We start from the raw sequence: 24,649 nt of genomic DNA, 5'->3' as shown, positions 1-24,649 counted from the left end.
TATCTACTAGAGGTTTTCTAATGATGGCATCCGGGGAAAACCTTGTCAATGAAGAGCGATCTATGAACAAAGAACCTTCCAGCCCATGCGCCTGCTCCGGCGGCAATGGCCAACAGACGGCGTGCGCCAGTGAGCAGGCCAGCACTGAAACCACCGTTTTCCACGTGAGCAACATGGATTGCCGCAATGAGGAAGCACTGGTGCGGCGAACGCTGGAGGGCATGCCCGGTGTCGAGCGGCTCCTGTTCGATCTTCCGCAGCGTTTGTTGACCATTTCGCACCGCGAAGTCTCGGCCGATGCCTTGGAGCAAGCGCTGAATTCGGTGGGCATGAAGGCTCAGGCTGTCCGAGACGCCGCCGTGTCGACCACCTACCGCATCGAGAACATGGACTGCCCGAGCGAGGAGAAACTCATCCGCTCGCACCTCGGGGCAGTCGAGGGAATTCAGGACCTCGACTTCGACCTCGCTGAGCGCACCCTGTCGGTGAAACACCTCGCTCAGGCACGCGCGCAGATGGAGCAGGTCCTGGCCTCGATCGGCATGCGCGCCAAGGAGCAGACCTTCGGCCACACGGGGCCGATCGAAGCCGCGGCTGTGATCCCATCCTCGGCCCTGCAGCAGCAACCAACCGCTGCCGTTTCCGCGCCGCCGATCGGCGAGCGGGTGACGTACCGGATCGAGAACATGGATTGCCCGACGGAAGAAGCGCTGATCCGCGACCGGCTGGGCAAGCTGCCGGGTGTGACCGCGCTCGACTTCAATCTGATGCAGCGTGTGCTGGGAGTCCAGCACACGCTGGCGACCTCAGCGCCGATCGAGAAGGCGCTTGCTTCCATTGGAATGCAGGCTGCGCGGCAGGACATGCAGACAGCCACCACGGTACTTCGCATCGCGAAGATGGACTGTCCGACCGAGGAAAGTCTGATCCGCGGCAAGCTGCAAGGCATGTCGGGCGTGCAGGGAATGGATTTCAACCTGATGCAGCGCACGCTCACGGTTCGGCACACACCCGACGCGATCAAGCCGGCAGTCGAAGCCATCGAATCGCTGGGCATGGAAGCCGAGGTCCAGAGGACTGATGAGCCGCGCGATGCCCCGGTGGCCGCGCACAAGACCAATTGGTGGCCGATGGCGGTTTCGGGCGTTGCGGCGGTGGCCGCCGAAGGCGTGTACTGGGTCAACGACGGCAATCATTGGGCCGTGATCGTGCTGGCACTGGTTTCGATCTTCACCGGCGGCCTCAGCACCTACAAGAAGGGCTGGATCGCGCTGAAGAACCTCAACCTGAACATGAACGCCCTGATGGCCATCGCGGTCACCGGCGGCATGGCGATCGGCCACTGGCCGGAGGCCGCCATGGTCATGTTCCTGTTCGCGTTGGCGGAAGTGATCGAGGCGAAGTCGCTGGACCGCGCCCGCAACGCCATTCGGGGGCTGATGGACTTGGCGCCCGAGACCGCGACCGTGCGGCAGGCCGATGGCTCATGGACAGAGCTGCCGGCCAAGGAGGTCGCAAAGGGCGCGGTGGTCCGCGTGCGTCCTGGCGAGCGCATCGCACTGGACGGCCTGATCACCTCGGGTCGATCGGCCATCAACCAGGCGCCCATCACCGGCGAGAGCCTGCCCGTCGAGAAGGCCGAAGGTGACCAGGTCTTCGCCGGAACCATCAATGAGACCGGCTCTTTCGAATACAAGGTGACCGCAGGCGCCAGCGACTCGACGCTCGCGCGCATCATCCATGCCGTGGAGTCCGCGCAGGGCAGCCGTGCGCCCACGCAGCGCTTCGTCGACCAGTTCGCCCGCGTCTACACGCCGGCGGTGTTCGCGGTGTCCGTGCTGGTTGCCGTCGTGCCGCCGCTCGCCTTCGGCGGCGCATGGTTTGACTGGGTCTACAAGGCCCTGGTACTGCTGGTGATCGCCTGCCCCTGCGCTCTGGTCATCTCCACGCCGGTCACCATCGTCAGTGGCTTGGCCGCTGCCGCCCGACGCGGCATCCTGATCAAGGGTGGCGTCTACCTGGAGGGCGGGCGCAAGCTCAAGGCGTTGGCCCTGGACAAGACCGGCACACTCACACATGGCAAGCCCGAGCAGACCGACTTCGTGCCGCTGATCGGCGAGGCGCAGGAAGTTGCCGCCTGGGCCGCAAGCCTCGCGGCACGCTCGGACCATCCTGTGTCTCAGGCCATCGCCCGCAAGGCGAACCGTGACGGCATCGCGCTGCACGAGGTCGACGACTTCGCGGCGCTGCCTGGCCGCGGCGTGCGCGGCCGCGTCGCCGGGCGCATGTTGCACATGGGCAACCACAGGCTCGCCCAGGAGCTGGGCCTGAGCGAAGCGACGCTCCAGGCTCGGCTGGAGACCCTGGAGCGCCAAGGCAAGACAGCGATCCTGCTGATGGACGATGCGACCGTGCTCGGCATTTTTGCAGTGGCCGACACCGTGAAGGAAACCAGCCGTGAGGCGGTGGCCGACCTGCAGGCGCTGGGTGTGCGCACGCTGATGCTGACGGGGGACAACCAGCACACGGCCGCGGCCATCGCTGCCCAGGTCGGAATCTCTGAAGCCCGTGGTGACCAACTGCCCGAAGACAAGCTCAAGACCATCGAAAGCCTGGTCGGCGGCGAGGGCCAGGTGGGCATGGTGGGCGACGGCATCAACGATTCGCCCGCGCTCGCCCGTGCCGACATCGGCTTCGCCATGGGCGCGGCCGGCACCGACACCGCGATCGAAACAGCCGACGTCGCCCTGATGGACGACGACCTGCGCAAGATCCCCGCCTTCATCCGGCTGTCGCGTAGCACTGCGGCGATCCTCACGCAGAACATCGTTCTGGCCCTTGGCATCAAGGCGGTGTTCCTTGCGTTGACGTTCACAGGGCATGCCACCATGTGGATGGCTGTGTTCGCTGACATGGGGGCAAGTCTTTTGGTTGTCGTCAATGGGCTGCGCCTCCTGAAGTTCAAGGCGGCATGAACAATGGATGAACCATCTCTTCGCAAGACGCAGTGGTACTCACTCGCGATCGTTATATTCGCCGGCGATCAGGCAGCTAAGAGCTACATTGACGCGACAACTCCCTTGGGTTGGTCGCACGAGGTGGCGTCATTCTTCAACCTAGTTCACGCTCTCAATCCCGGCGCGGCGTTCAGCTTCCTTGCTGGCGCGGGCGGCTGGCAGCGGTGGTTTTTTCTGGCGATCGCGTTCGCAATATCGGCATGGCTCGCATGGCTGCTCTCCCGGCCGCTGCGCAAAACGGAAGGCCTTTCGTACAGCCTCATTCTGGGCGGCGCATTGGGCAACGCGTTCGACCGCGCCACGCGCGGGCACGTTATCGACTACATCGACTTTCACCTGCACGGCTGGCACTGGCCCGCCTTCAACATCGCTGACATGGCCATCGTGGGCGGGGCGATCGCGCTGGTGGCCCAGTCGTTCATGAGCGTGGAGAACCCGGCCGCCACAAAGGAGTCCCAGTGACATTGGGACGATCCGGAAATTCGCAATGCACACGGTGCAGGACACCAATCTGAAGAGAACGGCCCCCAGCATGAGCGGCCGCGGCTTGGCCCTCATGCTAGCGCCCACCGCCGCTTTTGCTGCAACGCCCTGTTGCGATGGCGGCGATTGCTGCAACGACGTCGCAATGCCTTGCTGTGAATAAACAGCACGCAAGCCAGTTGACCTGGCAATTATGAAAGTCCATCACGGCGATGCTGGCCTTTTTCGTTCCAATGAGCCGTCACGGAGAGGTGATGATGAAGCTATGCCGGGATCCTGCAAGCTTTAGGACGGTCTTCTTTACCGCATAGCGATATGCTGATGTCACCCGTTCGCCTCGCCTGGCAAGTACAAGTAGTTCGTCGCGGTTTTCTGGCCGTGTCCGCCCGCTTCGCTGGCCCTTTTGCCCCAAACAAGCGCAATCATGCCTGCGTTACCACCAAAGTTCGCCCCCGCCAGTTGCTGTTCCTAAAGGGCATCAAGCTCAACGCCATCGCCGACCGGCCAGCGTATTTCGCATCGCTGCGTGCCCGTCGGGGCCAGCCCATCGTCATCCTCGCAGAGCTGGGACCGGACGAGGCATTCGCCCTGTGGAAGCAGCATGTACTGGGCGACAGGCCTCGCTGACCCAGTTTCGCCTCATCCTCCTGAGCCCCGCACTTATTGCGGGGCTTTCTTTTTTCCGCGTTCGCCAATCGGGGCTGTTGCAAATGCCGATTTCCGGCTGACGCGGCTCGCCTCGCGCATGAAGCTGCCCGCATGTGTCGCTGATTCGTCAGCACCATGCCAGCAGCCAGAGTTTCCAGGCTGCCGCGGATTCTTTCCGCGCTACCCGCCAGTCCGCCATCGCATCGAGTCTGCGGACGCGCGTCACCCGTGACGCCGATGCTTTTTTCTCAACCGCGTGCGGGAGCTGCCATCCCGTGAGGGACGAGGCCCCGCTTTTTCCAAGGAGCCCGTCCACGTCCCAGCAAGCCTCTTTCGGCCAGTTGGCCTTGATCCATTGCGGCAAGTTCCTGCCGCTCGAAATCCTGCATAGCGCCGCCGGCCACTACATCGGCACGCGCGATACAGAAGGTCCCGTTTCGCGGGAATCCTGCCAGTACTTCCGCAGCTATGCCGCGGCTCAACGTGCCCTCGAAAGAGGCGGCGGGTCCCAGCTCGCCACACCCTGATCCAACTGGAGGAACCACGTCATGAACCAGCTTTTGCCCCAGGAAGTCGTCGATCAGATCATGCGGGAAGAGCAGCATTTCGCCGCCGCGCCCCAAGCCTTCTTCGAGGTCTGGAAGCGCGGCGTCGAGATCGCAGGCCCGCAATGGTTTGGCGACGGCACGCGCGAAGGCCTGAACCAGGCAAAGAGCAAGTGGGATCTGCGTCCCGACATGCTGCGTGCCAACGACGCACTCGGCGTCCTGAGCAGCGGGGAACGCATGTTCCTGTCCGCCATGTTCAGCTTCTACAACGCGCGCGAGGGCGGTGCCATGCTCAAGCGCTGCCACTTCCAAGGACTGTCGGACTTCGATGGTCTCGATCTGCAACGCCGCAAGGTCATCGCCGATCTGTTGGTGAACTACAGCGGTTGGTGAGCCGGTCTGCGGCATACCACCGTCTTTTTGTTCACTGCCCATGAGGGACATGCGTCCACGCGGCCATGTCCCTCGATTTTTCTTCCGTCAGCCTGCGCCGATTGGCCCAAAGCCCTCGATCAGTGCCGCCTGACGCTTTTTCCACTTTCAACCCACCGGGGTTCAATTCCCGGTGGCGGGAATTGGCTCCATTATTCAATCTGGAGAAATTCCATGACCCAGAATCCCAATCCCTTTGTACGCGGCTACTGGAATCTGAGAGTCGTCCGAACGCTGTGCATCTGCTACGGGGACGGAAGCCCGCATGTCTGGCGATCCATCCACACGAGCCAAGCGCATCTTTCCGACAACGACCTGATCTCATCGCCTTGCATCGTCACCAGCGACTTCGCGTTGATCAAAAGCGGCACTGACGCCATCAGCGACGAGCTGATTGCTGAATGTGATGCTGTTGAAGGCATCAACGGCGAAGGCGTGGTGGGCGCCGTGGTCTATGCCATCCATGGCGACGACCTCGACGGCCGCCCGGTCCATGTCGGTGATACCTATTCGGCCGAAGCCGCGCGAGACGTGGTGCAGCGGTTGAGTTTCGAGACCGGCTATTACAGCCGGTGCTGGGAAGTCAGCAGCGCGCACATCTGCCAGGAAACCGGCCAGTACCTCGCCAACCTGGCAGACCTCGCCACGCCGGAGGCTTTTCTGTTCATCGCCTTTCGGGTTCCGTACAGCCCGGCGATTGGCGTCAAGCTGATCTCCACGCCCTGGACAGACAAGAACCTGGAATATGCCGAGGGCATCAGTGCTGAGCAGCTTCGACAGGAGCACCGCGACAAGGGCATGCCTGACGACCTGGCGAACATCCTTGAACTGGCCGGCCAGGCAGATGTGCGCATCCTCATCCTCGATGCCGACGCACCCGCGCTACTGGGCTTGCCACTGGCCGAGACCTAGCAGACACGCGACGCGCAAGCCTTCCCCTTTATCCCCCATATGCCAGCCCGCCTCCCACCAGGAGCCGGGCTGGTTCAATTCCATAGGAGCAATCTCATGTTCCCCGATCTCATCTTGCCCACGCCCGACTTCGAGAATCAGCTTGGAGCCTGCGTCAACGCCATGAGCCAGGACGACGCCATCGGCCAGATCCTGGTGTTCGAGCGCATGAGCGGTACGCTGCACATGCGCCATATCGACAGCGCCGATCTGGTGGACACCGACATTGACGACTACGAAATGGTCGTATTCGACGGTGGCAACACAAGCGGCGACACGTGGAAGCACGTGTTCTTCCCGCGTCAGCGAGAACACTACTTCGTGTACGAAGCCTGACCCCCAAGCCCCTTTCGAGGGGCTTTTTCTCGCCCGCAGCGCTGGAAAGCGGGTGCGATGGGGTGCCGTTTCCTGCAAGCGGGCCGCTTACTCCCGGGCCATTCTTGCCCCATGTTCGTCGGCGTTGCCGACACATGCCCAGGCAGCCAAGACCTTCAAGGCTGCAAGCACGGGAAGCCGTGCTGGTCGATGTTTTCCACGGACGTACCGCGTCCATCCACACCACCCACAAGGGACCTCTCCCTTGCGGGCGGGGAATCCCTTGTTTCTTCCTCAAGGAGATTCCCATGGACCGTTCCCTCATCAAATCCATGATGCCTTCGCTAGTCGCAGGCCACGTGCCCCGCAACGTGCGGTCGTTCAAGTACCGCGTGTTCGACGATCAGCCGCAATCTTCGACATTGGGCTTCGCCGTCGACCCCCAGCCCTTCGACGGGAAGGTAGTCGCCATCACCGACGATGCCATCGTCGTCAAGCTCAAGCCGAGCGAGTTCGCTGTGCTCGATTCCAAGCTGGTGACCACCGTCCCCGACGAAGGCGCCAAGGTGCATGTCCAACCCTACGCACGGCGCCGTTTCGATGGGCTGCGGGCGGACACGCCGGAAGAGCGCACCGAGATGACGTCCGACGGCATTCCCTACACCGTCAAGACGCACATCCTCGGCTCCGCGCCGGCCAAGCTGCCCATTCCCGAGCCGCAGTGCATGGAGCTGGGTCAGCTCATCCAGCAGTTGGAGGAAATGCCGGCGCCCGATGGCTTCCGGCGCATCACCCACATGCTGGTCGATGCGGGTGCCCGGGATTTCACCTGGGTCGATCCGACGCCGTCCAAGATCATCGAGACGCCTCCGGCGATCAGCTTCACGGTCTCGACCGCGAAGTTCGAGGGCCGGGTGACGGTGCTGTACGACCGAGGCGGCGACACCTACGTGGTGGAGCTGCATCGCGACGGCGAATTGGTCGATCGGCATGACGAGGTGTATTTCGACATGCTCGGCGAAGTGCTGGAGCGACTCATCGACGACGGACGTTGGCGCCTGATCGATGTGAGCGTGATCGACGCCAAGGCTACCCGGCAGCGCCAGGCGGTGCCGGCATGACGCCGGAAACTGAATCCTGCCGGTTCTACGGCTGACCCGTGGGTCCCGCCACGAAGTTTCGCCCATGGGCCATGTGCCCACAGGCCCTCCATCCATGCGGATGGAGGGCCTTTTCTCTATTCCACATAGGAGATTTCAACCATGTCACTGCGATTCAAAGGCTCCGACCTGCGCCCCGTGCTGACCGAGGCCATCGCCAGCCAATGCCGCGTCATCCTGGTCAAGGACCAGGGCGTGTACTTCCTCGCCGAGCAGGGAGAGCGCCGCCCGGATGGGCGTGTGAAGCTGCTGGCCTATGCCGTCGGCTGCAACCCGGATACCGACCCGTTCGACGACTGGTGGGAACTGGCGCGCGCCGAACTGGGCGGCGACGACTTCGGGGAGTACTTCGACCCGAAGGACGGCGTATTCACGCGCATCCTGCACACCGAAGACGACCTGATGCTGTCGGCCACCGCCACACATCTGTCGCTGGAGGTGGTGCCTCCCGCATAGCGCGGCAACCGCCACTCGACTCTCGCAGCCCCCCACACCGGGGGCTTTCTTTTGCGCTGAGCCGGGCTGCGTGGACAAAGGGAAACGCGCGGATGCCAATTGATTGCTGTCGCGCGCGCGAGGCCCGGCCATGCTGACCCCATGCCTGCTGACGCTGTCAGCGACATGCCAGGCAACCATCGGTCTTCGAGGTTGCGGCGCAGTTTCCACTGCGTGACCGAGCCAGCTCGCACCGCATCCATCCGCGAGCGGCCACCAGTCCCTGGTGGCGGATGCTTTCGCCTTATCAACCCACCGCGGGGTTACGCACCTTTCCCCGCATGCGTGGGCTCGGTGTGTCTCCGCTTTTCCCTATGGAGATTCACCATGAACACCACTTCCAACGAGAAATCGTATTTCGACCTCCACACCTCGGGCATCGGCTACCTCCAGCGTGTCCGTGAGGTGCCCGTCAGGGGCGGCCGCCGTGCGCAGCCCTTCCTGGCCTGCACCATCGCCGCGCTGGTCGGCCCCGCCAGGGACCCGAGCTACCGCTACTTCGACGTCAAGGTCTCGGGTGCCGAGGCCAAGAAGCTCGTTCAGCGCTACATCGGCGTTGACGATTCCAAGCAGCGACCGCTGGTGCGCTTTCGCCTCGGCGACCTCTGGGGCGATGCCTACATCCGCGACAAGGGCGAACAGAAAGGCCAGGCCGCCGCATCCCTCAAGGCGCGACTGCTCAAGGCCGAGCTGATCGAGCGGGCCGAACTGGCTTCGATCGAGCAGCACGAGTTGATCACCCGTGGCATCGGCTACCTCAACCGTCCGAAGGACGTCACCCCCAAGGATGGTGACCCGTTCCTGTCGTGCTCCATCGCCGCGCTGGCCGGACCTGTCGATGAACCGGAATATCGGTACTTCGACACGATCGTCGCCACCCCTGAAGCCGAGCATCTGGTTCGCCGATGCGTGCAGGCCATCGAAGGGGATCGCAAGGTGCTGATCGCCTTTCGTCTGAACGACATGAAGATCGATCCGTACATCCGCACCAAGGGCGAGCACGCTGGGGAACCGGCCGCAAGCCTGGAATCGACGCTGGTCCACATCGGTCTGATCAAGATCGACGGCACCCAGGTCTATCCGACGAGCCAGGCGCATGCCGAGGCAGCGCCAGCGGAGGACGCACCCGCGTCCGAAGCCGCCAACGCCATCGACACTGCCGCCGACGCCGTTTCCTACCAATCTGCCGAGCCCGCCGAGCGCGAGCCCGAATGTGCAGTCGAGGAGCAGGAGCCGGCATTGGCTGCTTCGTTCTGATCCGGCACGGCCCCTCACGGGGCCTTGCCTTTTTCCTATTCGTCCAAGGAGAACCATCATGGCAGCCACATCGGCACCTACGAGATCAGCCCTACCCATCGTCGTCCCGGGCCAGCTCACGTTGCGGACCATCCGGGGCAAGAACGGCCCGTTCACGGTTGGGCGCCTTTCTACCCCCATCGGCGAGTTCGCGGTTAAAGACGCGGAGTTGGAGCAGTACCCCGAAGGAAAGTACGACGGGGATTTCGTCATTCGCTACATCTTCGCGAAGTCCTATCCGGTCGCGGGCGGCGCGCGGTTTGAAGTGCGCGCAAACCTCGACGGCATGACGCTCAACGGCATCGACAAACTGAGTCGTGATGAGGCCCGCAGCTTCGCCACCCAGGAAGTCGATCCACTCGATGAAGAGCTGGGGACGCAGCCTGCGGAAACGCCGGCCAAGCCCGCCAAGGCCTCCAGACCCGCCAAGCCCGCACCCGTGCAGGCCTCGGCGGACCCGCTGGTCGATACCACGCCCTTCGGTGTGGATGCACCGACGCCCGCTGCGGCGGCTGCCCCTGGCAGCACCGAAGAGGGCGACGTTGCTTTGTTCGGCTTGCTCTGGCCGCTGGGCGATTCCGTGAAATTGGATTCGACCATCGACCGCCGCGCCCTGCGCGCGCAGATCGCCCGCCTGGGCGATCTGGGCTACGCGCTGGACTTCAAAACGCAGGAGTGGAGCCGCCAGGCCGAACTGCAACCTGCGTGATCGCAGACACCGCATGCGCGGTGTTCTTCATCCACCCGCCGGGGCTCTTTCCCTATGCGGGGAGGCCCCCGGCTTTCTTCTGGAGGTCTCCATCATGTCCACCATCGATTGCGATACACCCCGTTCTTCGCTGGGTGAACCCGCGTGGCGAGCTGTTTGCAAGACAGCCGCCGAGCACGCCCAGCGTGGTTGTGGCCTGTCCTGGGACCACTGGGTCACGCTTTTCAGTTCGGAGATCGACGCGCAAGCCAGTCGATTGCCGGAAGAGCAACGCGCACAGGCGCTGCAGATCGCACAGGAATGGGGCTACGCCACACCGGCCGAAAGGCAGGAAACCCAGGACTGGAACGCCGAAAACGGCTACTGCTCGCACGGAATCGAACTGGGTTATTGCCCGTCCGGTTGCGATTCGGACTATTGAGGTCCGGCACACGTCATCGCCGCTTGCGCGGCTTTTCTCCACCCCTTGGGGCAGCACCTGCCTCAGGGGCGGTGCTGTTTCCGATTCACCGAGGACATCACCATGAGTCGGCACTACTTCGACACCGTTCACAAGGGCTTTCCCATCACCGTCGTACTGGGCTGGGACCGGCCGGCAAATTACTTCTTCCTATTCATCGAAAAGCCGGCCGAGCTGATCGACGATACCGCGAAGGTCGAGAGCGACGACTTCTTGTACAGCAACCTGCACGAGAGCGACCCGTTCAACCACTACCTGGACTACTACCGAGTGGTCCTGCGCCATTTCCACATCGACGTGCCCGAAAGCATGTTCACCGAAGTCCAACAGGACTGCGAGGGCAACGTTGGCAACCGTGTAGTCAAGCATCAGGCCGACGGCTCGTTCACCGAACAGACGTTCTGAACGCCCAAGCGGATCGAACACCTTATCCGCATTCCTTCATGCCTAACGGGGCATTCGCTGCCCCTGCGGGCGGTGCTGCCCCTCATTTCATCGAGGACACCACCATGCACGCACACACTTCATCCACCACGCTGTTCCACATCGACGAATGCCCGGACGTTATGGCCGACGCTTGCGTCGGCGATGACCAGGGCAACCTGATCTTCCTGTCCATCTGGGCGCGCGACACCGCCGTCCAGCAGTTCCTTGCACGCCTGACCCTCGGGCGCGACGAGCAGGGACTGGACCAGTTCCACGTCATCACCGACCAGGGCGGCAGCGTCCCGGTATTCATCGGCAACGTCGATCGCCTGGAAAAGCGCATCACGCGCGCCTACCGGCGAACGCTGTTCGGTTCGCTGTCCAACGTGTGGCTGTTCGACCGGCGCTGCGTCAAGCCCGACAAGGCCAACGCCAGCGCATTGGCACTGCTGCCACGTGACAGCGCCCACCGGCTTGACCGCCTGTGGATGCTGGTGCGGGACACCTGCCCGTTGCCGCTGCTCGACCACTGGCGCGAGACCGTGCTGGAACTGCTGCAAAGCCGCGAGATGCTGGCCCGCCTTCCGTCCGCCCTCGGGCCGCTGGAAGGCCATCGGCTCGCCATCGACGTGCCGGCGCTGAGCTTGGCGCTGGGCTCCCTGATCCGCAGTGACGCGCTCACCGCCTATCCCTATCCGGCCAAGATTTGGACGCCGGAAGCGGTGGCGGCTTGACCCACCCTCGGAGGCACGCCTTGGCGTGCTTCCGTCATTCATCCCCGCCAACCAGGAGACTTCCATGGCTCTCATGTTCCCGCGGCTCGCCCGCAATTTCGCCAAAAATGGGTACTACCCGACCGACGAACCCACGCTCGAAAGAGCCCTCAACGCACTGATGCCCAGCGACGGGCCGATGTGCATCCTCGATCCCTGCGCCGGTGAAGGCGTGGCAATCGCCGAAGCCTCTCATGCCCTCGGGCGCGAACAGGCCAAGGCGTTCGCCGTCGAATTCGACGCCGAGCGGGCGCGCCATGCCCGCGGCCTGGTCGATCACTGCCTGCACGCGGACCTGATGGACACGATGATCTCCAAGCAGTCCTTCGGACTACTGTGGCTGAATCCACCGTATGGCGACCTGTCCAAGGACGTCAACGGCAACATCGGCTATCAGGGCCAGGGCCGTGCCCGCCTCGAAAAGCTGTTCTATCAGCGTTCGCTGTCGCTGTTGCAATACAGCGGCGTGCTGGTCTTCATCGTCCCCGGCTACGTGCTCGACGCGGAGCTGGTCGGCTGGTTGACGCGCCACTACACCGATCTGCGTATCTACCGAGCGGTGGAAACGCAGTTCAAGCAGGTGGTGATCTTCGGCCGCCGGGTCCGTCAGCGGGAGCTGGCACCCGATGGCGTCAAGGCCGTGCGCAATCTGCTGCTGCAGGTTGGGCTTGGCGAAGTCGAAGCCGAGGAACTGCCGAGCGAATGGCCGTTCCTGCCGTACATCGTCCCCGCCAGTCCGGCCGAGCCGGAGCATTTCTTCCGCGTGACGATGGAGCCCGAACAGTTCGCCGACGAGGTTGGCCGGCTGCAAGGCCTTTGGCCGTCGCTGGACACGCACTTGGGGACCGCGCAGCAGTCGCTGCGTCCACCGGCGCGGGCCTTGTCCCACTGGCATCTCGCCCTGGCTCTGGCCGCGGGCGCGATCTCCGGCGTCGTGCGCTCCCAGACGGGGCGCGTGCTCGTCGTCAAAGGTGACACCCACAAGGACAAGACGCTCCAGCGGGAATTCACCGAACGCGAAGACGGCTCCATCGCCGAGACACGCATCCTCACCGACAAGTTTGTGCCCGTTATCCGCGCGTGGGACATGACGCCTGGCTCCCCGACAAGGGGCGAGGTGCTGACCATTCGCTGATCCACCGGACGCGCTGCCGTCCTGCTGTACCACATCGAAGGAGAAACACCATGTTCCCCAATCCGTTCAAGCGGCCTGCGCCGCGCAAGCAACCCTTGTTCGCACCGAGTACGTTGAAGTTGAGCGAGAAGGTGCATTGGCTGGCTCGGCGAGGCCTGATCGACCCCTTGGCCTATGTCCAGCGCCATGTGCGCGGGGACTGGGGCGAGATCGATGAGGCCACCCGCCAAGCCAACGACGTCGCAATCCAACAGGACAACCTGATGATCTCCCAGTACCGGATCACGCCGGAACTGGTGTTGCTCGTGAAGACCAGCGAAGACCACCAGACCACGGTGGTCCAGCTTCCCGAAGAGCGCGACCTGATCTGAAGGCGCCGCCTCGTCATCCCATCCACTTGACGGAGCCACTTCACTCCGCCAGGGGTGTCGTGGCTCAATAGCCTTTCAAGGAGGAGCCCATGGCATCGCATCGCATCGAAACCTACTGCCAGAGGCTGGCGTTCCCCATCGGGGCGCTCATCTTCAGCCGAGGCATTGATCGCCTTGTCCGCGCGGGTCGCCTGGACCCGATTCCGTACTTCAGGCGCCACACCCGTGGCGACTGGGGTGACGTCAACGTCTGCCAATGGCACGCCAACGGCGTTGCACTTCAATCGGGCGCGTCGCTGGAATCGCACTATGTGATCCACCCGGGACTCGCCATTCGCATCATCACCGATGCGGGGCGCAGCGTCACTGCCATCGTGCTGCCGTCCGAAGACTGAGCACGGTTCACCCGCAGGCCACTCAGGCCAGCATCTTCAACCACCTTCGGCCGCGCGCCGATTTCCTTCCCACCACGGGGCATGCCATTGCCCCGCTGGGGGTGGTGCATGCCCCATTTTTCATTGGAGCATCACAATGTCCTTCGATCTCGAAACCACTGCCGCTGACGCCGCGCCCGTACAGGGCGAACTGCTCGACGCGGAATCATCCCCTCTGACCCTGAGCCTTCAGGATTTCGTCGGCGAGTTCGGCGACGAACTGCTCGACGCCCTCAACAGCGCCAACCCGCCTGTCTATACCGGCCAACCGCAGGCGCACCGGCAGCTCATCGTCGCCAGCCTCAAACGCAAGCTGTTCCCGGCCCAGGCCGAAGTCGTCCACGCCGCCGCCGAGCTGCTGATCGACCGTGGCGAACGCGCCGCGATCGTCAATGGCGAGATGGGCTGTGGTAAGACGACCGTTGGCATCGCCGCGGCCGCCGTGCTCAACGCCGAAGGCTACCGCCGCACTCTGGTCCTGTCGCCACCGCACTTGGTTTACAAGTGGCGGCGGGAGATCCAGGAGACGGTGGCCGGCGCCAAGGTATGGGTGCTCAATGGGCCGGATACGCTCGTCAAGCTCCTCAAGCTGCGTGAGCAGTTGGGCGTGCAGCCCACGGGCCAGGAGTTCTTCGTCCTGGGGCGCGTCAGGATGCGGATGGGTTTCCACTGGAAGCCCGTCTTCACCCAGCGGCGCACCCGCCACGGCGACGTGGCGGCCTGCCCGGACTGCGGCACGGTCATCACCGACCTCGACGGCGAGCCGGTCAACCCGGTCGCGCTCGAAGCCGAGGAGTACCGCAGGAAGTGCAGCCATTGCGCTGCGCCCCTGTGGACGCTGATCCGCCCGCGCAGCCTGTCCGGCAGCGACCAGTCCTCGGCCGTCCTCAAAGCCCTGAAGCGCATCCCGACCATCGGGGAAGTCACTGCGCAGAAGCTGATGCAGAAGTTCGGTGACGGCTTCCTGGCCTCGATGCTGGGCGACAACATCCACGAGGTGCGACCTGAAGTCGCGTAATTGATTGTCTCAACTACCGCAAGGTAGTCAGGAGACCTGATGTTCCGTCATCAGTAGCCTACCGGCACATGCAGGACTGGCAACAGTCTTGTGTGAAGCTGCCGGGACAATGTACCTGCCCGAAAGGGAAAGTCGGAACGCGAGAACCGACCACGCCTGCGAGCATCAATGCGGGTGCGGGGCTAGGCTGGGTGGTATGACCAACAAATGTGAACCGCTATCTAAACACCGTTATGTTGAACAAGCCAAAGATGCTGACAGGCTTGAGCCAAAAGGCACGCAACTGGACTGCTTCTTTTCGTGTGGAGCAGCACGGACATTCAAGTTGCCGGTGGAAAGGCGGGGGTCTAACCCACTCTTGTCAATTACTCGAAACAGGGTAAGCCCGTATCTCTGCCTCTCGGGGCAGGCGAACCGTAAGGAACGCTGTTAGGGATGCGGGTAAAGGAACGTGGAAAAAGCGAACGCCGGCCTGTAACGGGTCGGATAGGGATTGAGCCGTAAGGCGACATCATCCCGCGCGAAAGCGAGCAGACTTCCACATGGTCTTTCTCTACGAGATTGCTTGATCAACCTTATTTTCTAAGAGGGAATTGCAGATGACTACGCAAGAAATTTGCGCGGGTGCGCCCTCACATGAATCGGTCACATGGCACAGCATCGACTGGGCTCAATGTCATCGTGAAGTGCGAAGGCTCCAAGCGCGTATCGTAAAGGCAACACGGGAAGGTCGCTGGGGCAAGGTGAAAGCCTTGCAATGGCTGCTGACCCACTCGTTTAGCGGCAAAGCTATGGCCGTGAAGCGGGTGACCGAAAATCGTGGAAAGGCAACGCCGGGGGTGGACAAGGTGACTTGGTCAACCCCGGAGGCCAAAGGTAGGGCCGTCGAAACACTTGGCCGGCACGGCTACAAGCCGCAGCCGCTCAGGAGGTTGATGATCCCCAAGGCGAACGGGAAGATGCGCCCGTTGGGAATCCCGACTATGAGGGACCGTGCCATGCAGGCGTTATACCTGCTGGCATTGGAACCGATTAGCGAGACGACCGGCGACCGCAACTCCTATGGCTTTAGGCCTGGACGCGCTACGGCAGATGCCGTCGAGTACTGCTTCAAGGTACTCGCCCGAAAGGATTGCGCGGAATGGGTTCTGGACGCCGATATTTCCGGTTGCTTTGACAACATCGACCACTCTTGGCTCCTTGCATCCATCCCCATGGATCGCAAGGTTCTATCCAAGTGGTTGAAGTCTGGCTTCATCGAAAATGGCAGCTTCTTTCCGACAGAAGCTGGAACGCCGCAAGGCGGCATCATCTCCCCGGTGCTTGCGAACATGGCATTGGATGGTCTTCAACGCGAGTTGGAGAAGGCGTTTCCGCGCTCAACAGTGCAGGGGCGTCGAGCGAAGCTCAATCTGGTTCGATACGCGGACGACTTTGTGATTACCGGAGCCACGCAAGAGTTCTTGCGTGACGAAGTAATGCCGGTAGTCATCGAGTTTCTGGCTAAGCGGGGTCTCTCGCTCTCGCCGGAAAAGACGCGGATCGTCAATATCAGTGAAGGCTTTGACTTCCTCGGCCAAAACATTCGCAAGTACAGCGGAAAGCTGATCATCAAACCCTCAACCAAGAGCGTTGTCACGCTTTTGGCCAAGGTGAAAGAGGCAGTCACCGCTCATCGGGCATCAAAGCAGGCGGATCTGATACGGACACTCAATCCTGTCATCAAGGGTTGGGCGATGTACCACAGGCACGCATGTTCGAGCGAGGTGTTCCAGAAGGTGGACAACCAGATATGGCGTTATCTCTGGCATTGGGCCAAGCGCAGGCATCCGAAGCGGGGCGTAAGGTGGGTGAAGGAGAGATACTTTCACCAATTGAAGTTCCGTAGCTGGGTGTTTGCCGACAGGACGAATGTGCCGACATCAGGCGTAGTACCGACACTGGCATTAGCCAGCAAGGTAAAGATTGCTCGCCACAGCATGATCAAAGGCGATGCCAATCCTTTCGATCCCGAATGGGAAACCTATTTTGAGGCTCGTCTGGGCTTCAAGATGGTAGGTCAACTGAAGGGCCGTCAACGTCTGTTGAGACTATGGTTGGATCAGGAAGGGTTCTGCCCTATCTGTCAAACAAAGATCACGAGTGAGACGGGATGGCATGTCCATCACATCACGCGAAGGGTCGATGGGGGTTCTGACAACCCCTCCAATCTGGTCTTGGTACATCAGAACTGTCACAACCTGATCCATGTCCGCGGTATTGAGGTAGTGAAACCGGTTCCCGCAAGGGGACTTTGAAAGGCTTGAGCCGCATACCGGGAAACTGGTACGTGCGGTTCTTAGGGGGGGATGGGCCAGCAATGGCTTGTCCCTACCCGACTTCATCAACCTCATGGATGGCAACGGCGAGCTGGTGTTTTCCGACCGTCAAGCCACGCGCATGGAACGTGCGATGGCCAACATGGAGTTCGGCTTTGGCGAGGGCGGTTATCAACCCTCGGAGTTCATCAAGAGGTACTTGCCGCAAGGTACGTTCGACCTGCTCATCGCTGATGAAGCGCATGAGTACAAGAACGGGGGCAGTGCCCAGGGCCAGGCCATGGGCGTGCTGGCGGCGAAGGCTCGCAAGACCTTGCTGCTGACTGGCACGCTGATGGGCGGCTACGGTGATGATCTTTTTCACCTGCTGTTCCGAGCCCTTCCGGGGCGGATGATCGAAGACGGCTACCGCCCGACCACGAGCGGCAGCATGACCTCGGCTGCGATGGCGTTCATGCGCGATCACGGGGTGTTGAAGGACATCTACTCCGAGAGCACCGGCACGGCGCACAAGACGGCCAAGGGCACCAAGGTATCGGTGCGCACGGTCAAGGCCCCGGGCTTCGGCCCCAAGGGCGTCTTGCGCTGCATCCTGCCATTCACGATCTTCCTCAAGCTCAAGGACATCGGCGGCAACGTCCTGCCGCCGTATGACGAGGAGTTCCGTGAAGTCGCGATGGACACGGCGCAAGCCGCGGCCTACCGCGATCTGGCGGGTCGGCTGACCGCCGAGCTGAAACAGGCTCTGGCGCGACGCGATACGACCTTGCTGGGTGTGGTCCTCAACGTGCTGCTGGCCTGGCCGGATTGCTGCTTCCGGTCGGAGACCGTGGTGCATCCGCGCACGCGCAACACCTTGGCGTTTGTCCCGGCTCAGTTCAACGAGTTCGAGATCAGCCCCAAGGAGCGTGAGCTGATCGACATCTGCAAAGAGGAGAAGGCGCAGGGCCGCAAGGTCCTGGCCTACACGGTCTATACCGGCACGCGCGACACCACGTCGCGCCTGAAGGTGTTGCTGGAGCAGGAAGGCTTCAAGGTGGCGGTGCTGCGCGCGAGCGTGGATGCCAGCCGCCGCGAAGACTGGATCGCCGAGCAACTGGACCGTGGCATCGACGTGCTCATCACCAACCCCGAGTTGGTCAAGACGGGGCTGGACCTGTTGGAGTTCCCGACGATCGTGTTCATGCAGTCGGGCTACAACGTGTACTCGCTCCAGCAGGCGGCACGCCGCTCCTGGCGCATCGGGCAGAAGCAGCCCGTGCGTGTGATCTACCTCGGCTACGCCGGTTCCTCGCAGATGACCTGCCTGGAGCTGATGGCCAAGAAGATCATGGTCTCGCAGTCCACCTCGGGCGACGTGCCCGAATCCGGGCTCGATGTCCTGAACCAGGACGGTGATTCCGTCGAGGTCGCACTGGCCCGGCAGCTTGTCGCCGCATGACACGTTCCACTTACGGCCCTTCGGGGCCGTTTTTTTTGCCGCTCCCGGTAAATCGGACGCTGCCTGGTTCGCATTGTTTGCTGCCGCTCGCGGCCTGAGCGGCGATGGTGAGGGCTGGATGTTTCAGGACGCCGAGTTATGTGCCCCTCTCCACCGTGGTTTCACTATCCCGAACGCCGCCTTCTGGCGGGATTTCTCGGCCTGCTGTGGTCGGTGCTGGCCGGTGGCTGCGCGACGACGACTGCGCCGGTCGCGCCCGACACCATCGCGGAAGTCTTGGCCGCGCCTGAACCCGAGGCTTCCGAGTACATCCCGGTCGTGCGCTACGCCCGCTACACACTGGTCGAACTGGCACCCATGGCGGCGCAGCGCGACCTGTTGTTGCAGACCATCGACGTGTCCATGCCCGAGGATGCCCGCGCCACGGTCGGGGATGGGCTTCGGCACGTGCTCAAACGCAGCGGCTATGGCCTGTGCCAGACCGCGCATGCCGTGATCGAGCTGTACGCGCTGCCGTTGCCGGCGGTACACCTGCACCTCGGCCCCATGACCTTGCGCGATGCGCTGCTCACGCTGGCTGGCCCGGCCTGGGAACTGCACGCGGATGACCGCGCACGGCAAATCTGCTTCGAGCGGCCCGGCGATCGCGCGGTCGCCGAGTCCCCATCCGAGCCACCCGCCACCGAGGCGGTGCAGACGTTCCCGCTGGCACCCATGGTTTCGGGAGGCCAGCCATGAACGCCCCGCAACCTGCCCAGCGATCGACCGCCGCCGTGGTGGTGCAGAGCCTGATGTGGCTCTGGTTGATCTTCCTCAGCGTCTTGGCGGCCCTGGGCTACCAGGCCCTCAGCGACCAGGCCGACCAGGAGCGGCTGGATTCCCGCCTGCAACGCCTGGAAGCGCAGGCAACTGGCTTGGCCGAGACGATCGAGGCCATCCAGCAGCGCCCGGCCGTCGCGACGGACGCTGACCTCAAAGACACCCGCCAGATTCTGGAAGCACGCGCGGCCCAGGTCGAGAAATCTCTCAGTGGCTACGCAGCGGCCGACGACCTCCAGGCGCTGCGCGCGGAGGTCGAGCAGATCAAGGCGCGCCAAGCCGCCGCGCGTGCCACCGCACCCGCCCAGCGGCGCGCATCGCGCACGTCCGCCGCCTCCAAGACCGAGCTGCCGCCGCTGCCATTCCGCGTCGTCGGCGCCGAACTGCGCGCCGGCCAGCGCAGCGTGTCCGTCGCGCCGAGCATCGGGGACTTCACGCCCGCCCAACTTCAGGTGCTGCTGCCCGGGGATGCGGTCGGCCCGTGGCGCCTGCAGGCGATCGAGGGCAACACCGCAGTGTTCCAGGCCGGCAACCAGACCCGCCGCGTGGCGATTCCCTGACCGGAGCACCCCATGAAGCCGTCGATCCTCCTTTTCGCGGTCCTGGTGGCGTCGTCGCAATGGCCCGCCTGGGCGCAGCAGCCCGCAACGACCTCGGCGCGCAACGCACAGAGCCAGGAGCGCCCGCTGGCCGCCCGCGTGCTGGACGACCGGGTGGCAACCGAATGGGGCTTGCAGCCACAAGAATGGGCACGCTACCGCGAGCTGATGGATGGGCCGCTGGGTATCTACTCGCCCAACCTGGACCCGCTGTCCGCCCTGGGCATCGAAGCTCGCACGGACGAAGAACGGCGCCGCTATGCGGAACTGCAGGTGCAGGTGGAAGCGCGCCGCGTCGAGAAGCTGCTCGCCTACCAGCGCGCCTACGACGAGGCCTGGCAGCGCCTGAATCCGGGGATGCAGCGCGTGAACCTGCCCGACGACAAGCCGGGCGCCGGCCCATCCAGCAGTCCCTTGCGCGGCAGCGGCCGCATGGCGGTGTTCGTCAAGGACGGCTGCGCAGCCTGCGGACAGCTCGTGCAGCGCCTGCAATCCTCGGGCGCGGAGTTCGACCTGTACATGGTGGGCAGCCGCCAGGATGACGCGCGCATCCGCGACTGGGCCAAGCGCGCGCAGATCGACCCGGCGCGCGTGCGCGCCGGCAGCATCACGCTCAACCACGACGGCGGCCGCTGGCTGTCACTGGGCCTGCCCGGCGATCTGCCCGCCGCCGTGCGCGAAGTGAACGGCCAATGGCAGCGCCAGCCGTAGCCATGCCCCTGCGCGCACTGGTGCTCACTGCCGGCCTGTATGCCGTTGCCGCCCTGGCCCAGGAGGTTCCGCCACCGGCTTACCAGCTTGCCGCCCAGCGCGCAGGCATCCCCTCGACCGTGCTCTACGCCGTGGCCTTGCAGGAGAGCGGCATCCGGCGCAACGGGCGCCTGGTGCCGTGGCCGTGGTCCCTCAACGTCGCCGGCCAGTCGCGCCGCTTCGCCACGCGCGCCGACGCCTGCGCTGGCCTGCAGCAGGCGATGCGCGCCACGCCGCACACGCGCATTGATGCGGGCCTGGGCCAGATCAACCTCGGCTACCACAAGCACCGCTTTACCGGCGCGTGCGACCTGCTGGATCCGTATCGCAACCTGGCCGTTGCCGCCGAGATCCTGAAGGAGCAGCACACCCCCGGCGAGGACTGGCTGCTGGCGATCGGCCGCTACCACCGCCCCGCAGGCGGCGAGCCCGCCGCCCGCTATCGGCGCAGCGTGTCGCGCCACCTTGCCCGCGTGCAGGGCACGCGACCAGCCGCCGCGGTCCTCGCGGCGCGCCAGGAGACCTCCCCATGACGAAACCCCATCCCGCCCATCTCGCGTTCACGGGCCTACTCATGCTGCTGTCAGGCCTGCCGCTGGCCTCGCGTGCCGGCGAGCCACTGATCGTTGTCGAGGACCGTGGCGGCACGTCGGCATTGCCGTACTACGAAGCCCTGAATCTCCAGCCGCGCGCCAACGCACCGGCGCGGCCGTCCATCCCGACGCCCCAGGTTCCTGCCACACGGGCGGACGAAGCCGCGATGCTGCCGGTGCGCAGCGCCAAGCTCACGCCCGGCACCGTCGCGCGACGGGTGATCGAAGCGCCCGGCCTGCGGCCGTTCGTGGTCATCGGCGACGACGAGGCTTCCCGGGCCTGGTTGCAGCGCCGCGCCGCCGCTTTGCGCGAACGTGGCGCGGTCGGCCTGGTCGTCAACGTCGAGACCGCGCAGGGCCTGGCGCGGCTGCGCGCCCTGGTGCCGGGCGTGCCGCTCGCGCCCGTGGCCGGCGACGACCTGGCCGATCGCCTGGGCCTGCGGCACTACCCGGCGCTGATCACGGCCACCGGCATCGAGCAATGAAGCCATGTCGGGCAAACAGCCGGTCGAGGTTCTGCTACGCCCAGCGGTGGAGCTATACACCGTCGCGGCGTGTGCAGGCGCCGCGTTTCTGTGCCTGGTGGCCCCATGGTCGCTCGCGCTGAGCCCGGCCATGGGCATCGGCAGCGCCTTGGCGTTCGGCGCCTACGGCGCGATCCGCTACCGCGATGCCCGCATCATCCTGCGCTACCGGCGCAACATCCGCCGTCTGCCGCGTTACGTGATGACCAGCAAGGACGTGCCGGTCAGCCAGCAGCGCCTATTCGTGGGGCGCGGCTTTCTCTGGGAGCAGAAGCACACGCATCGGCTGATGCAGACGTACCGGCCCGAGTTCCGCCGCTACGTCGAGCCGACGCCGGCCTACCGGCTGACCAGGCGCCTGGAGGAACGGCTGGAGTTCGCGCCATTGCCGCTCTCGCGCCTGCCGAAGCTCACCGGCTGGGACGCGCCTTTCAACCCCGTGCGCCCGTTGCCGCCTGTCGGCGGCCTGCCAAGGCTGCACGGCATCGAGCCCGACGAAGTGGACGTCAGCCTGCCGCTGGGCGAGCGCGTCGGGCACTCGCTGGTGCTGGGCACCACGCGGGTGGGCAAGACGCGCCTGGCCGAGTTGTTCGTCACGCAGGACATCCGCCGCAGGAATGCTGCCGGCGAGCATGAGGTCGTCATCGTCATCGACCCCAAGGGGGATGCCGATCTCTTGAAACGGATGTACGTCGAAGCCCAGCGCGCTGGCCGCGAAGGCGAGTTCTACATCTTCCACTTGGGCTGGCCGGAAATCAGCGCCCGCTACAACGCCGTGGGCCGCTTCGGTCGGATCTCGGAAGTGGCGACACGCATCGCGGGGCAGCTCTCCGGCGAAGGCAACAGCGCGGCGTTCCGCGAGTTCGCATGGCGCTTCGTGAACATCATCGCCCGCGCCCTGGTGGAACTGGGGCAGCGCCCGGACTACATGCTGATCCAGCGCCACGTCATCAACATCGACGCGCTGTTCATTGAGTACGCCCAGCACTACTTTGCCAAGACGGAGCCCAAGGCCTGGGAGGTGATCGTCCAGATCGAGGCCAAGCTCAACGAGAAGAACATCCCAAGGAACATGATCGGGCGCGAGAAGCGTGTGGTGGCGCTGGAGCAATACCTCTCCCAGGCGCGCAACTACGACCCTGTGCTCGATGGCCTGCGCTCGGCGGTGCGCTACGACAAGACCTACTTCGACAAGATCGTTGCATCGCTGCTGCCGCTGCTGGAAAAGCTCACGAGCGGCAAGATCGCCCAGCTCCTGGCGCCGAACTACTCCGACCTGGCCGACCCGCGCCCGATCTTCGACTGGATGCAGGTCATCCGAAAGCGGGCCATCGTCTATGTGGGTCTGGATGCGTTGTCTGACGCCGAGGTCGCCGCAGCGGTCGGCAATTCGATGTTCTCTGACCTGGTTTCGGTGGCCGGACACATCTACAAGCACGGAATCGACGATGGCCTGCCCGGCGCAGTGGCTGGCGCTCGCGTGCCGATCAACGTGCACGCGGACGAATTCAATGAACTGATGGGCGATGAATTCATCCCGCTCATCAACAAGGGCGGCGGTGCCGGCCTGCAAGTCACGGCGTACACGCAGACGCTCTCGGACATCGAGGCCCGCATCGGAAATCGCGCGAAGGCCGGCCAAGTGATCGGGAATTTCAACAATTTATTCATGTTGCGCGTGCGCGAGACGGCCACCGCGGAACTGCTGACGAGGCAGTTGCCGAAGGTCGAGGTCTATACAACCACCATCGTCTCGGGCGCGACGGACAGCTCAGACATCCGCGGCGCGACGGATTTCACGTCGAACACCCAGGACCGCATCAGCATGGCCAGCGTGCCGATGATCGAGCCGTCACACGTCGTCGGCCTGCCCAAGGGCCAGTGCTTCGCGCTGCTGCAGGGCGGCCAGCTCTGGAAGGTGCGTATGCCGCTGCCGGCGCCGGACCCGGATGAAGTGATGCCGGCGGACCTGCAGCAACTGGCCGGGTACATGCGCCAGAGCTACAGCGAGGCCACGCAGTGGTGGGAGTTCACCAGCTCGTCGGCCTTGCAGGATGCGGCCTTGCCCGACGACCTGCTGGACGATGCCGCTGCGGCCGAGCCCGGCGCGGTGGCCACCGGCGCCGACGATGGCGCGGGCAACGAGGCCGTGCCATGAAGGATGCCGCCTCGACCGCGCAGCGGGAGCAGAACCATCGCCAAGGCTTGATCGTCGGCACCATCACCTTACCGTTCCGGCTGCTCGGGGTGCTCATTGGCTCGCTGCTGTTCTCGATCGTGGTGGAGTGCGCCGGCATGCACCTGTTCTGGAAGGACCAGGGCTGGCGCCACTCCCAGCAGATGCTGCGGTACGAACTCGGGCACCTGTCCAACCACTTCACGCGCAGCGTGGTGGTACAGGAGCCCGGGCGCACGGCGCACGAGTTGGTGGATACCGGGTACGAGTGGGTGTTCGTGCGCTCGGGGTTGCTGGAGCGCATGAGCCAGACCGCCGAGCGCGTCCGCGCGCCCAGCCACGGGCAGAGCCGCAACTTCCGCTACTACATCAGCCAAGTCTATGTCTGGGCCGAAAGCTACCTGATCGCTGCGGCCTTCACGACGCTCACCTTCCTGGTGCGCCTGCTGGTCCTGGTGCTCACGCTGCCGCTGATCCTCACGGCGGCATTCGTCGGCCTGATTGACGGCCTGGTGCGACGGGATGTGCGCCGGTTCGGCGCGGGCCGCGAATCCGGCTTCATCTACCACCGCGCGAAGGCCAGCCTGATGCCGTTGGCCGTGCTGCCTTGGGTCACCTATCTCGCTCTGCCCATATCGGTGCATCCTCTGGTCATCCTGCTGCCCAGCGCGGCGTTGCTGGGGATGGCAGTCAGCCTGACCGCAGGCAGCTTCAAGAAGTACTTATGAGGTGACACGGGCGGCACGGCTCTGCAAAGC

General features: G+C 64.0%; 25 protein-coding genes and 2 pseudogenes. All 27 read left to right on the top strand.

Annotation, left to right across the window (positions count from 1 at the left end; translation table 11 throughout):
* The first annotated feature begins 62 nt into the window (after nucleotides 1-62).
* Nucleotides 63-2,975 (top strand): heavy metal translocating P-type ATPase, encoded by a 2,913-nt coding sequence (locus HMPREF2914_RS25990; RefSeq protein WP_023980182.1) that lies wholly within the window; start codon nucleotides 63-65, stop codon nucleotides 2,973-2,975.
* Nucleotides 2,976-2,978: 3 nt separating this feature from the next.
* Nucleotides 2,979-3,479 carry a signal peptidase II gene (gene lspA, locus HMPREF2914_RS25985; RefSeq protein ID WP_003098955.1) on the top strand — a complete coding sequence of 167 codons (501 nt, stop codon included), beginning with the start codon at nucleotides 2,979-2,981 and terminating at the stop codon, nucleotides 3,477-3,479.
* Between the two features lie 336 nt (nucleotides 3,480-3,815).
* Nucleotides 3,816-4,127, top strand: a complete 312-nt coding sequence (locus tag HMPREF2914_RS25980) for a hypothetical protein (protein ID WP_003108988.1) — start codon at nucleotides 3,816-3,818, stop codon at nucleotides 4,125-4,127.
* Between the two features lie 296 nt (nucleotides 4,128-4,423).
* Nucleotides 4,424-4,675 carry a hypothetical protein gene (locus HMPREF2914_RS25975; protein ID WP_005408894.1) on the top strand — a complete coding sequence of 84 codons (252 nt, stop codon included), beginning with the start codon at nucleotides 4,424-4,426 and terminating at the stop codon, nucleotides 4,673-4,675.
* 21 nt (nucleotides 4,676-4,696) lie between these two features.
* Nucleotides 4,697-5,089, top strand: a complete 393-nt coding sequence (locus HMPREF2914_RS25970; RefSeq protein WP_003098949.1) for a hypothetical protein — start codon at nucleotides 4,697-4,699, stop codon at nucleotides 5,087-5,089.
* Nucleotides 5,090-5,302: 213 nt separating this feature from the next.
* Complete coding sequence (locus HMPREF2914_RS25965; RefSeq protein WP_003098947.1) at nucleotides 5,303-6,040, top strand: DUF5983 family protein; 738 nt, start codon at nucleotides 5,303-5,305, stop codon at nucleotides 6,038-6,040.
* Between the two features lie 96 nt (nucleotides 6,041-6,136).
* Entirely contained in the window at nucleotides 6,137-6,415 is a 279-nt protein-coding gene (locus HMPREF2914_RS25960; RefSeq protein ID WP_003108989.1) for a hypothetical protein, read from the top strand.
* Nucleotides 6,416-6,702: 287 nt separating this feature from the next.
* On the top strand, nucleotides 6,703-7,515 hold the full coding sequence (locus HMPREF2914_RS25955) for a hypothetical protein (RefSeq protein WP_006226009.1): 813 nt from the start codon (nucleotides 6,703-6,705) through the stop codon (nucleotides 7,513-7,515).
* 141 nt (nucleotides 7,516-7,656) lie between these two features.
* Nucleotides 7,657-8,010, top strand: coding sequence for a DUF3085 domain-containing protein (locus HMPREF2914_RS25950; RefSeq protein WP_006226010.1), 354 nt, complete (start codon nucleotides 7,657-7,659; stop codon nucleotides 8,008-8,010).
* Between the two features lie 366 nt (nucleotides 8,011-8,376).
* Nucleotides 8,377-9,306: a DUF3577 domain-containing protein gene (locus HMPREF2914_RS25945; RefSeq protein ID WP_006226011.1), complete on the top strand. Its 930-nt coding sequence runs from the start codon at nucleotides 8,377-8,379 to the stop codon at nucleotides 9,304-9,306.
* A gap of 58 nt (nucleotides 9,307-9,364) precedes the next feature.
* Nucleotides 9,365-10,054: a DUF3275 family protein gene (locus tag HMPREF2914_RS25940; protein ID WP_006226012.1), complete on the top strand. Its 690-nt coding sequence runs from the start codon at nucleotides 9,365-9,367 to the stop codon at nucleotides 10,052-10,054.
* A gap of 94 nt (nucleotides 10,055-10,148) precedes the next feature.
* On the top strand, nucleotides 10,149-10,475 hold the full coding sequence (locus HMPREF2914_RS25935; protein WP_006226013.1) for a hypothetical protein: 327 nt from the start codon (nucleotides 10,149-10,151) through the stop codon (nucleotides 10,473-10,475).
* A 102-nt stretch (nucleotides 10,476-10,577) separates the two neighbouring features.
* Entirely contained in the window at nucleotides 10,578-10,919 is a 342-nt protein-coding gene (locus HMPREF2914_RS25930; protein ID WP_006226014.1) for a hypothetical protein, read from the top strand.
* 104 nt (nucleotides 10,920-11,023) lie between these two features.
* A complete protein-coding gene (locus tag HMPREF2914_RS25925; RefSeq protein WP_008266552.1) occupies nucleotides 11,024-11,674 on the top strand; it encodes a hypothetical protein in 651 nt (216 codons plus the stop codon).
* A 40-nt stretch (nucleotides 11,675-11,714) separates the two neighbouring features.
* Nucleotides 11,715-12,848: a DUF6094 domain-containing protein gene (locus HMPREF2914_RS25920; RefSeq protein ID WP_254916320.1), complete on the top strand. Its 1,134-nt coding sequence runs from the start codon at nucleotides 11,715-11,717 to the stop codon at nucleotides 12,846-12,848.
* Nucleotides 12,849-12,898: 50 nt separating this feature from the next.
* The gene (locus HMPREF2914_RS25915) at nucleotides 12,899-13,219 is read left to right on the top strand and encodes a hypothetical protein (protein WP_003098896.1); all 321 of its coding nucleotides are present in this window, start codon (nucleotides 12,899-12,901) and stop codon (nucleotides 13,217-13,219) included.
* A gap of 89 nt (nucleotides 13,220-13,308) precedes the next feature.
* Nucleotides 13,309-13,614 (top strand): hypothetical protein, encoded by a 306-nt coding sequence (locus tag HMPREF2914_RS25910; protein ID WP_003098895.1) that lies wholly within the window; start codon nucleotides 13,309-13,311, stop codon nucleotides 13,612-13,614.
* 136 nt (nucleotides 13,615-13,750) lie between these two features.
* Nucleotides 13,751-14,650, top strand: a pseudogene (locus HMPREF2914_RS25905) (DEAD/DEAH box helicase family protein); the annotation flags it as partial.
* Between the two features lie 620 nt (nucleotides 14,651-15,270).
* Nucleotides 15,271-16,968 (top strand): group II intron reverse transcriptase/maturase, encoded by a 1,698-nt coding sequence (ltrA, locus tag HMPREF2914_RS25900; RefSeq protein WP_023980180.1) that lies wholly within the window; start codon nucleotides 15,271-15,273, stop codon nucleotides 16,966-16,968.
* 79 nt (nucleotides 16,969-17,047) lie between these two features.
* A pseudogene (locus HMPREF2914_RS25895) lies at nucleotides 17,048-18,430 on the top strand (helicase-related protein); the annotation flags it as partial.
* A 138-nt stretch (nucleotides 18,431-18,568) separates the two neighbouring features.
* Entirely contained in the window at nucleotides 18,569-19,168 is a 600-nt protein-coding gene (locus HMPREF2914_RS25890) for a PFGI-1 class ICE element type IV pilus protein PilL2 (protein WP_003098890.1), read from the top strand.
* Nucleotides 19,165-19,809, top strand: coding sequence for a hypothetical protein (locus tag HMPREF2914_RS25885; RefSeq protein ID WP_003098888.1), 645 nt, complete (start codon nucleotides 19,165-19,167; stop codon nucleotides 19,807-19,809). Before HMPREF2914_RS25890 ends, HMPREF2914_RS25885 begins: the two co-directional genes overlap by 4 nt.
* 12 nt (nucleotides 19,810-19,821) lie before the next feature.
* The gene (locus HMPREF2914_RS25880) at nucleotides 19,822-20,559 is read left to right on the top strand and encodes a TIGR03759 family integrating conjugative element protein (RefSeq protein WP_003098886.1); all 738 of its coding nucleotides are present in this window, start codon (nucleotides 19,822-19,824) and stop codon (nucleotides 20,557-20,559) included.
* Entirely contained in the window at nucleotides 20,541-21,131 is a 591-nt protein-coding gene (locus HMPREF2914_RS25875; protein WP_003109780.1) for a transglycosylase SLT domain-containing protein, read from the top strand. The genes HMPREF2914_RS25880 and HMPREF2914_RS25875 overlap by 19 nt, the downstream gene beginning before the upstream one ends.
* Complete coding sequence (locus tag HMPREF2914_RS25870; protein ID WP_003109779.1) at nucleotides 21,128-21,676, top strand: integrating conjugative element protein; 549 nt, start codon at nucleotides 21,128-21,130, stop codon at nucleotides 21,674-21,676. Before HMPREF2914_RS25875 ends, HMPREF2914_RS25870 begins: the two co-directional genes overlap by 4 nt.
* A 4-nt stretch (nucleotides 21,677-21,680) precedes the next feature.
* A complete protein-coding gene (gene traD, locus HMPREF2914_RS25865) occupies nucleotides 21,681-23,873 on the top strand; it encodes a type IV conjugative transfer system coupling protein TraD (protein ID WP_003116813.1) in 2,193 nt (730 codons plus the stop codon).
* Nucleotides 23,870-24,619: a TIGR03747 family integrating conjugative element membrane protein gene (locus HMPREF2914_RS25860; RefSeq protein ID WP_003109778.1), complete on the top strand. Its 750-nt coding sequence runs from the start codon at nucleotides 23,870-23,872 to the stop codon at nucleotides 24,617-24,619. Before traD ends, HMPREF2914_RS25860 begins: the two co-directional genes overlap by 4 nt.
* Nucleotides 24,620-24,649 lie beyond the last annotated feature (30 nt).

The sequence above is a fragment of the Pseudomonas sp. HMSC067G02 genome, from assembly GCF_001813485.1.
GTDB lineage: Bacteria > Pseudomonadota > Gammaproteobacteria > Pseudomonadales > Pseudomonadaceae > Pseudomonas > Pseudomonas aeruginosa.
This window is presented reverse-complemented; position numbering and strand designations above follow the sequence as displayed.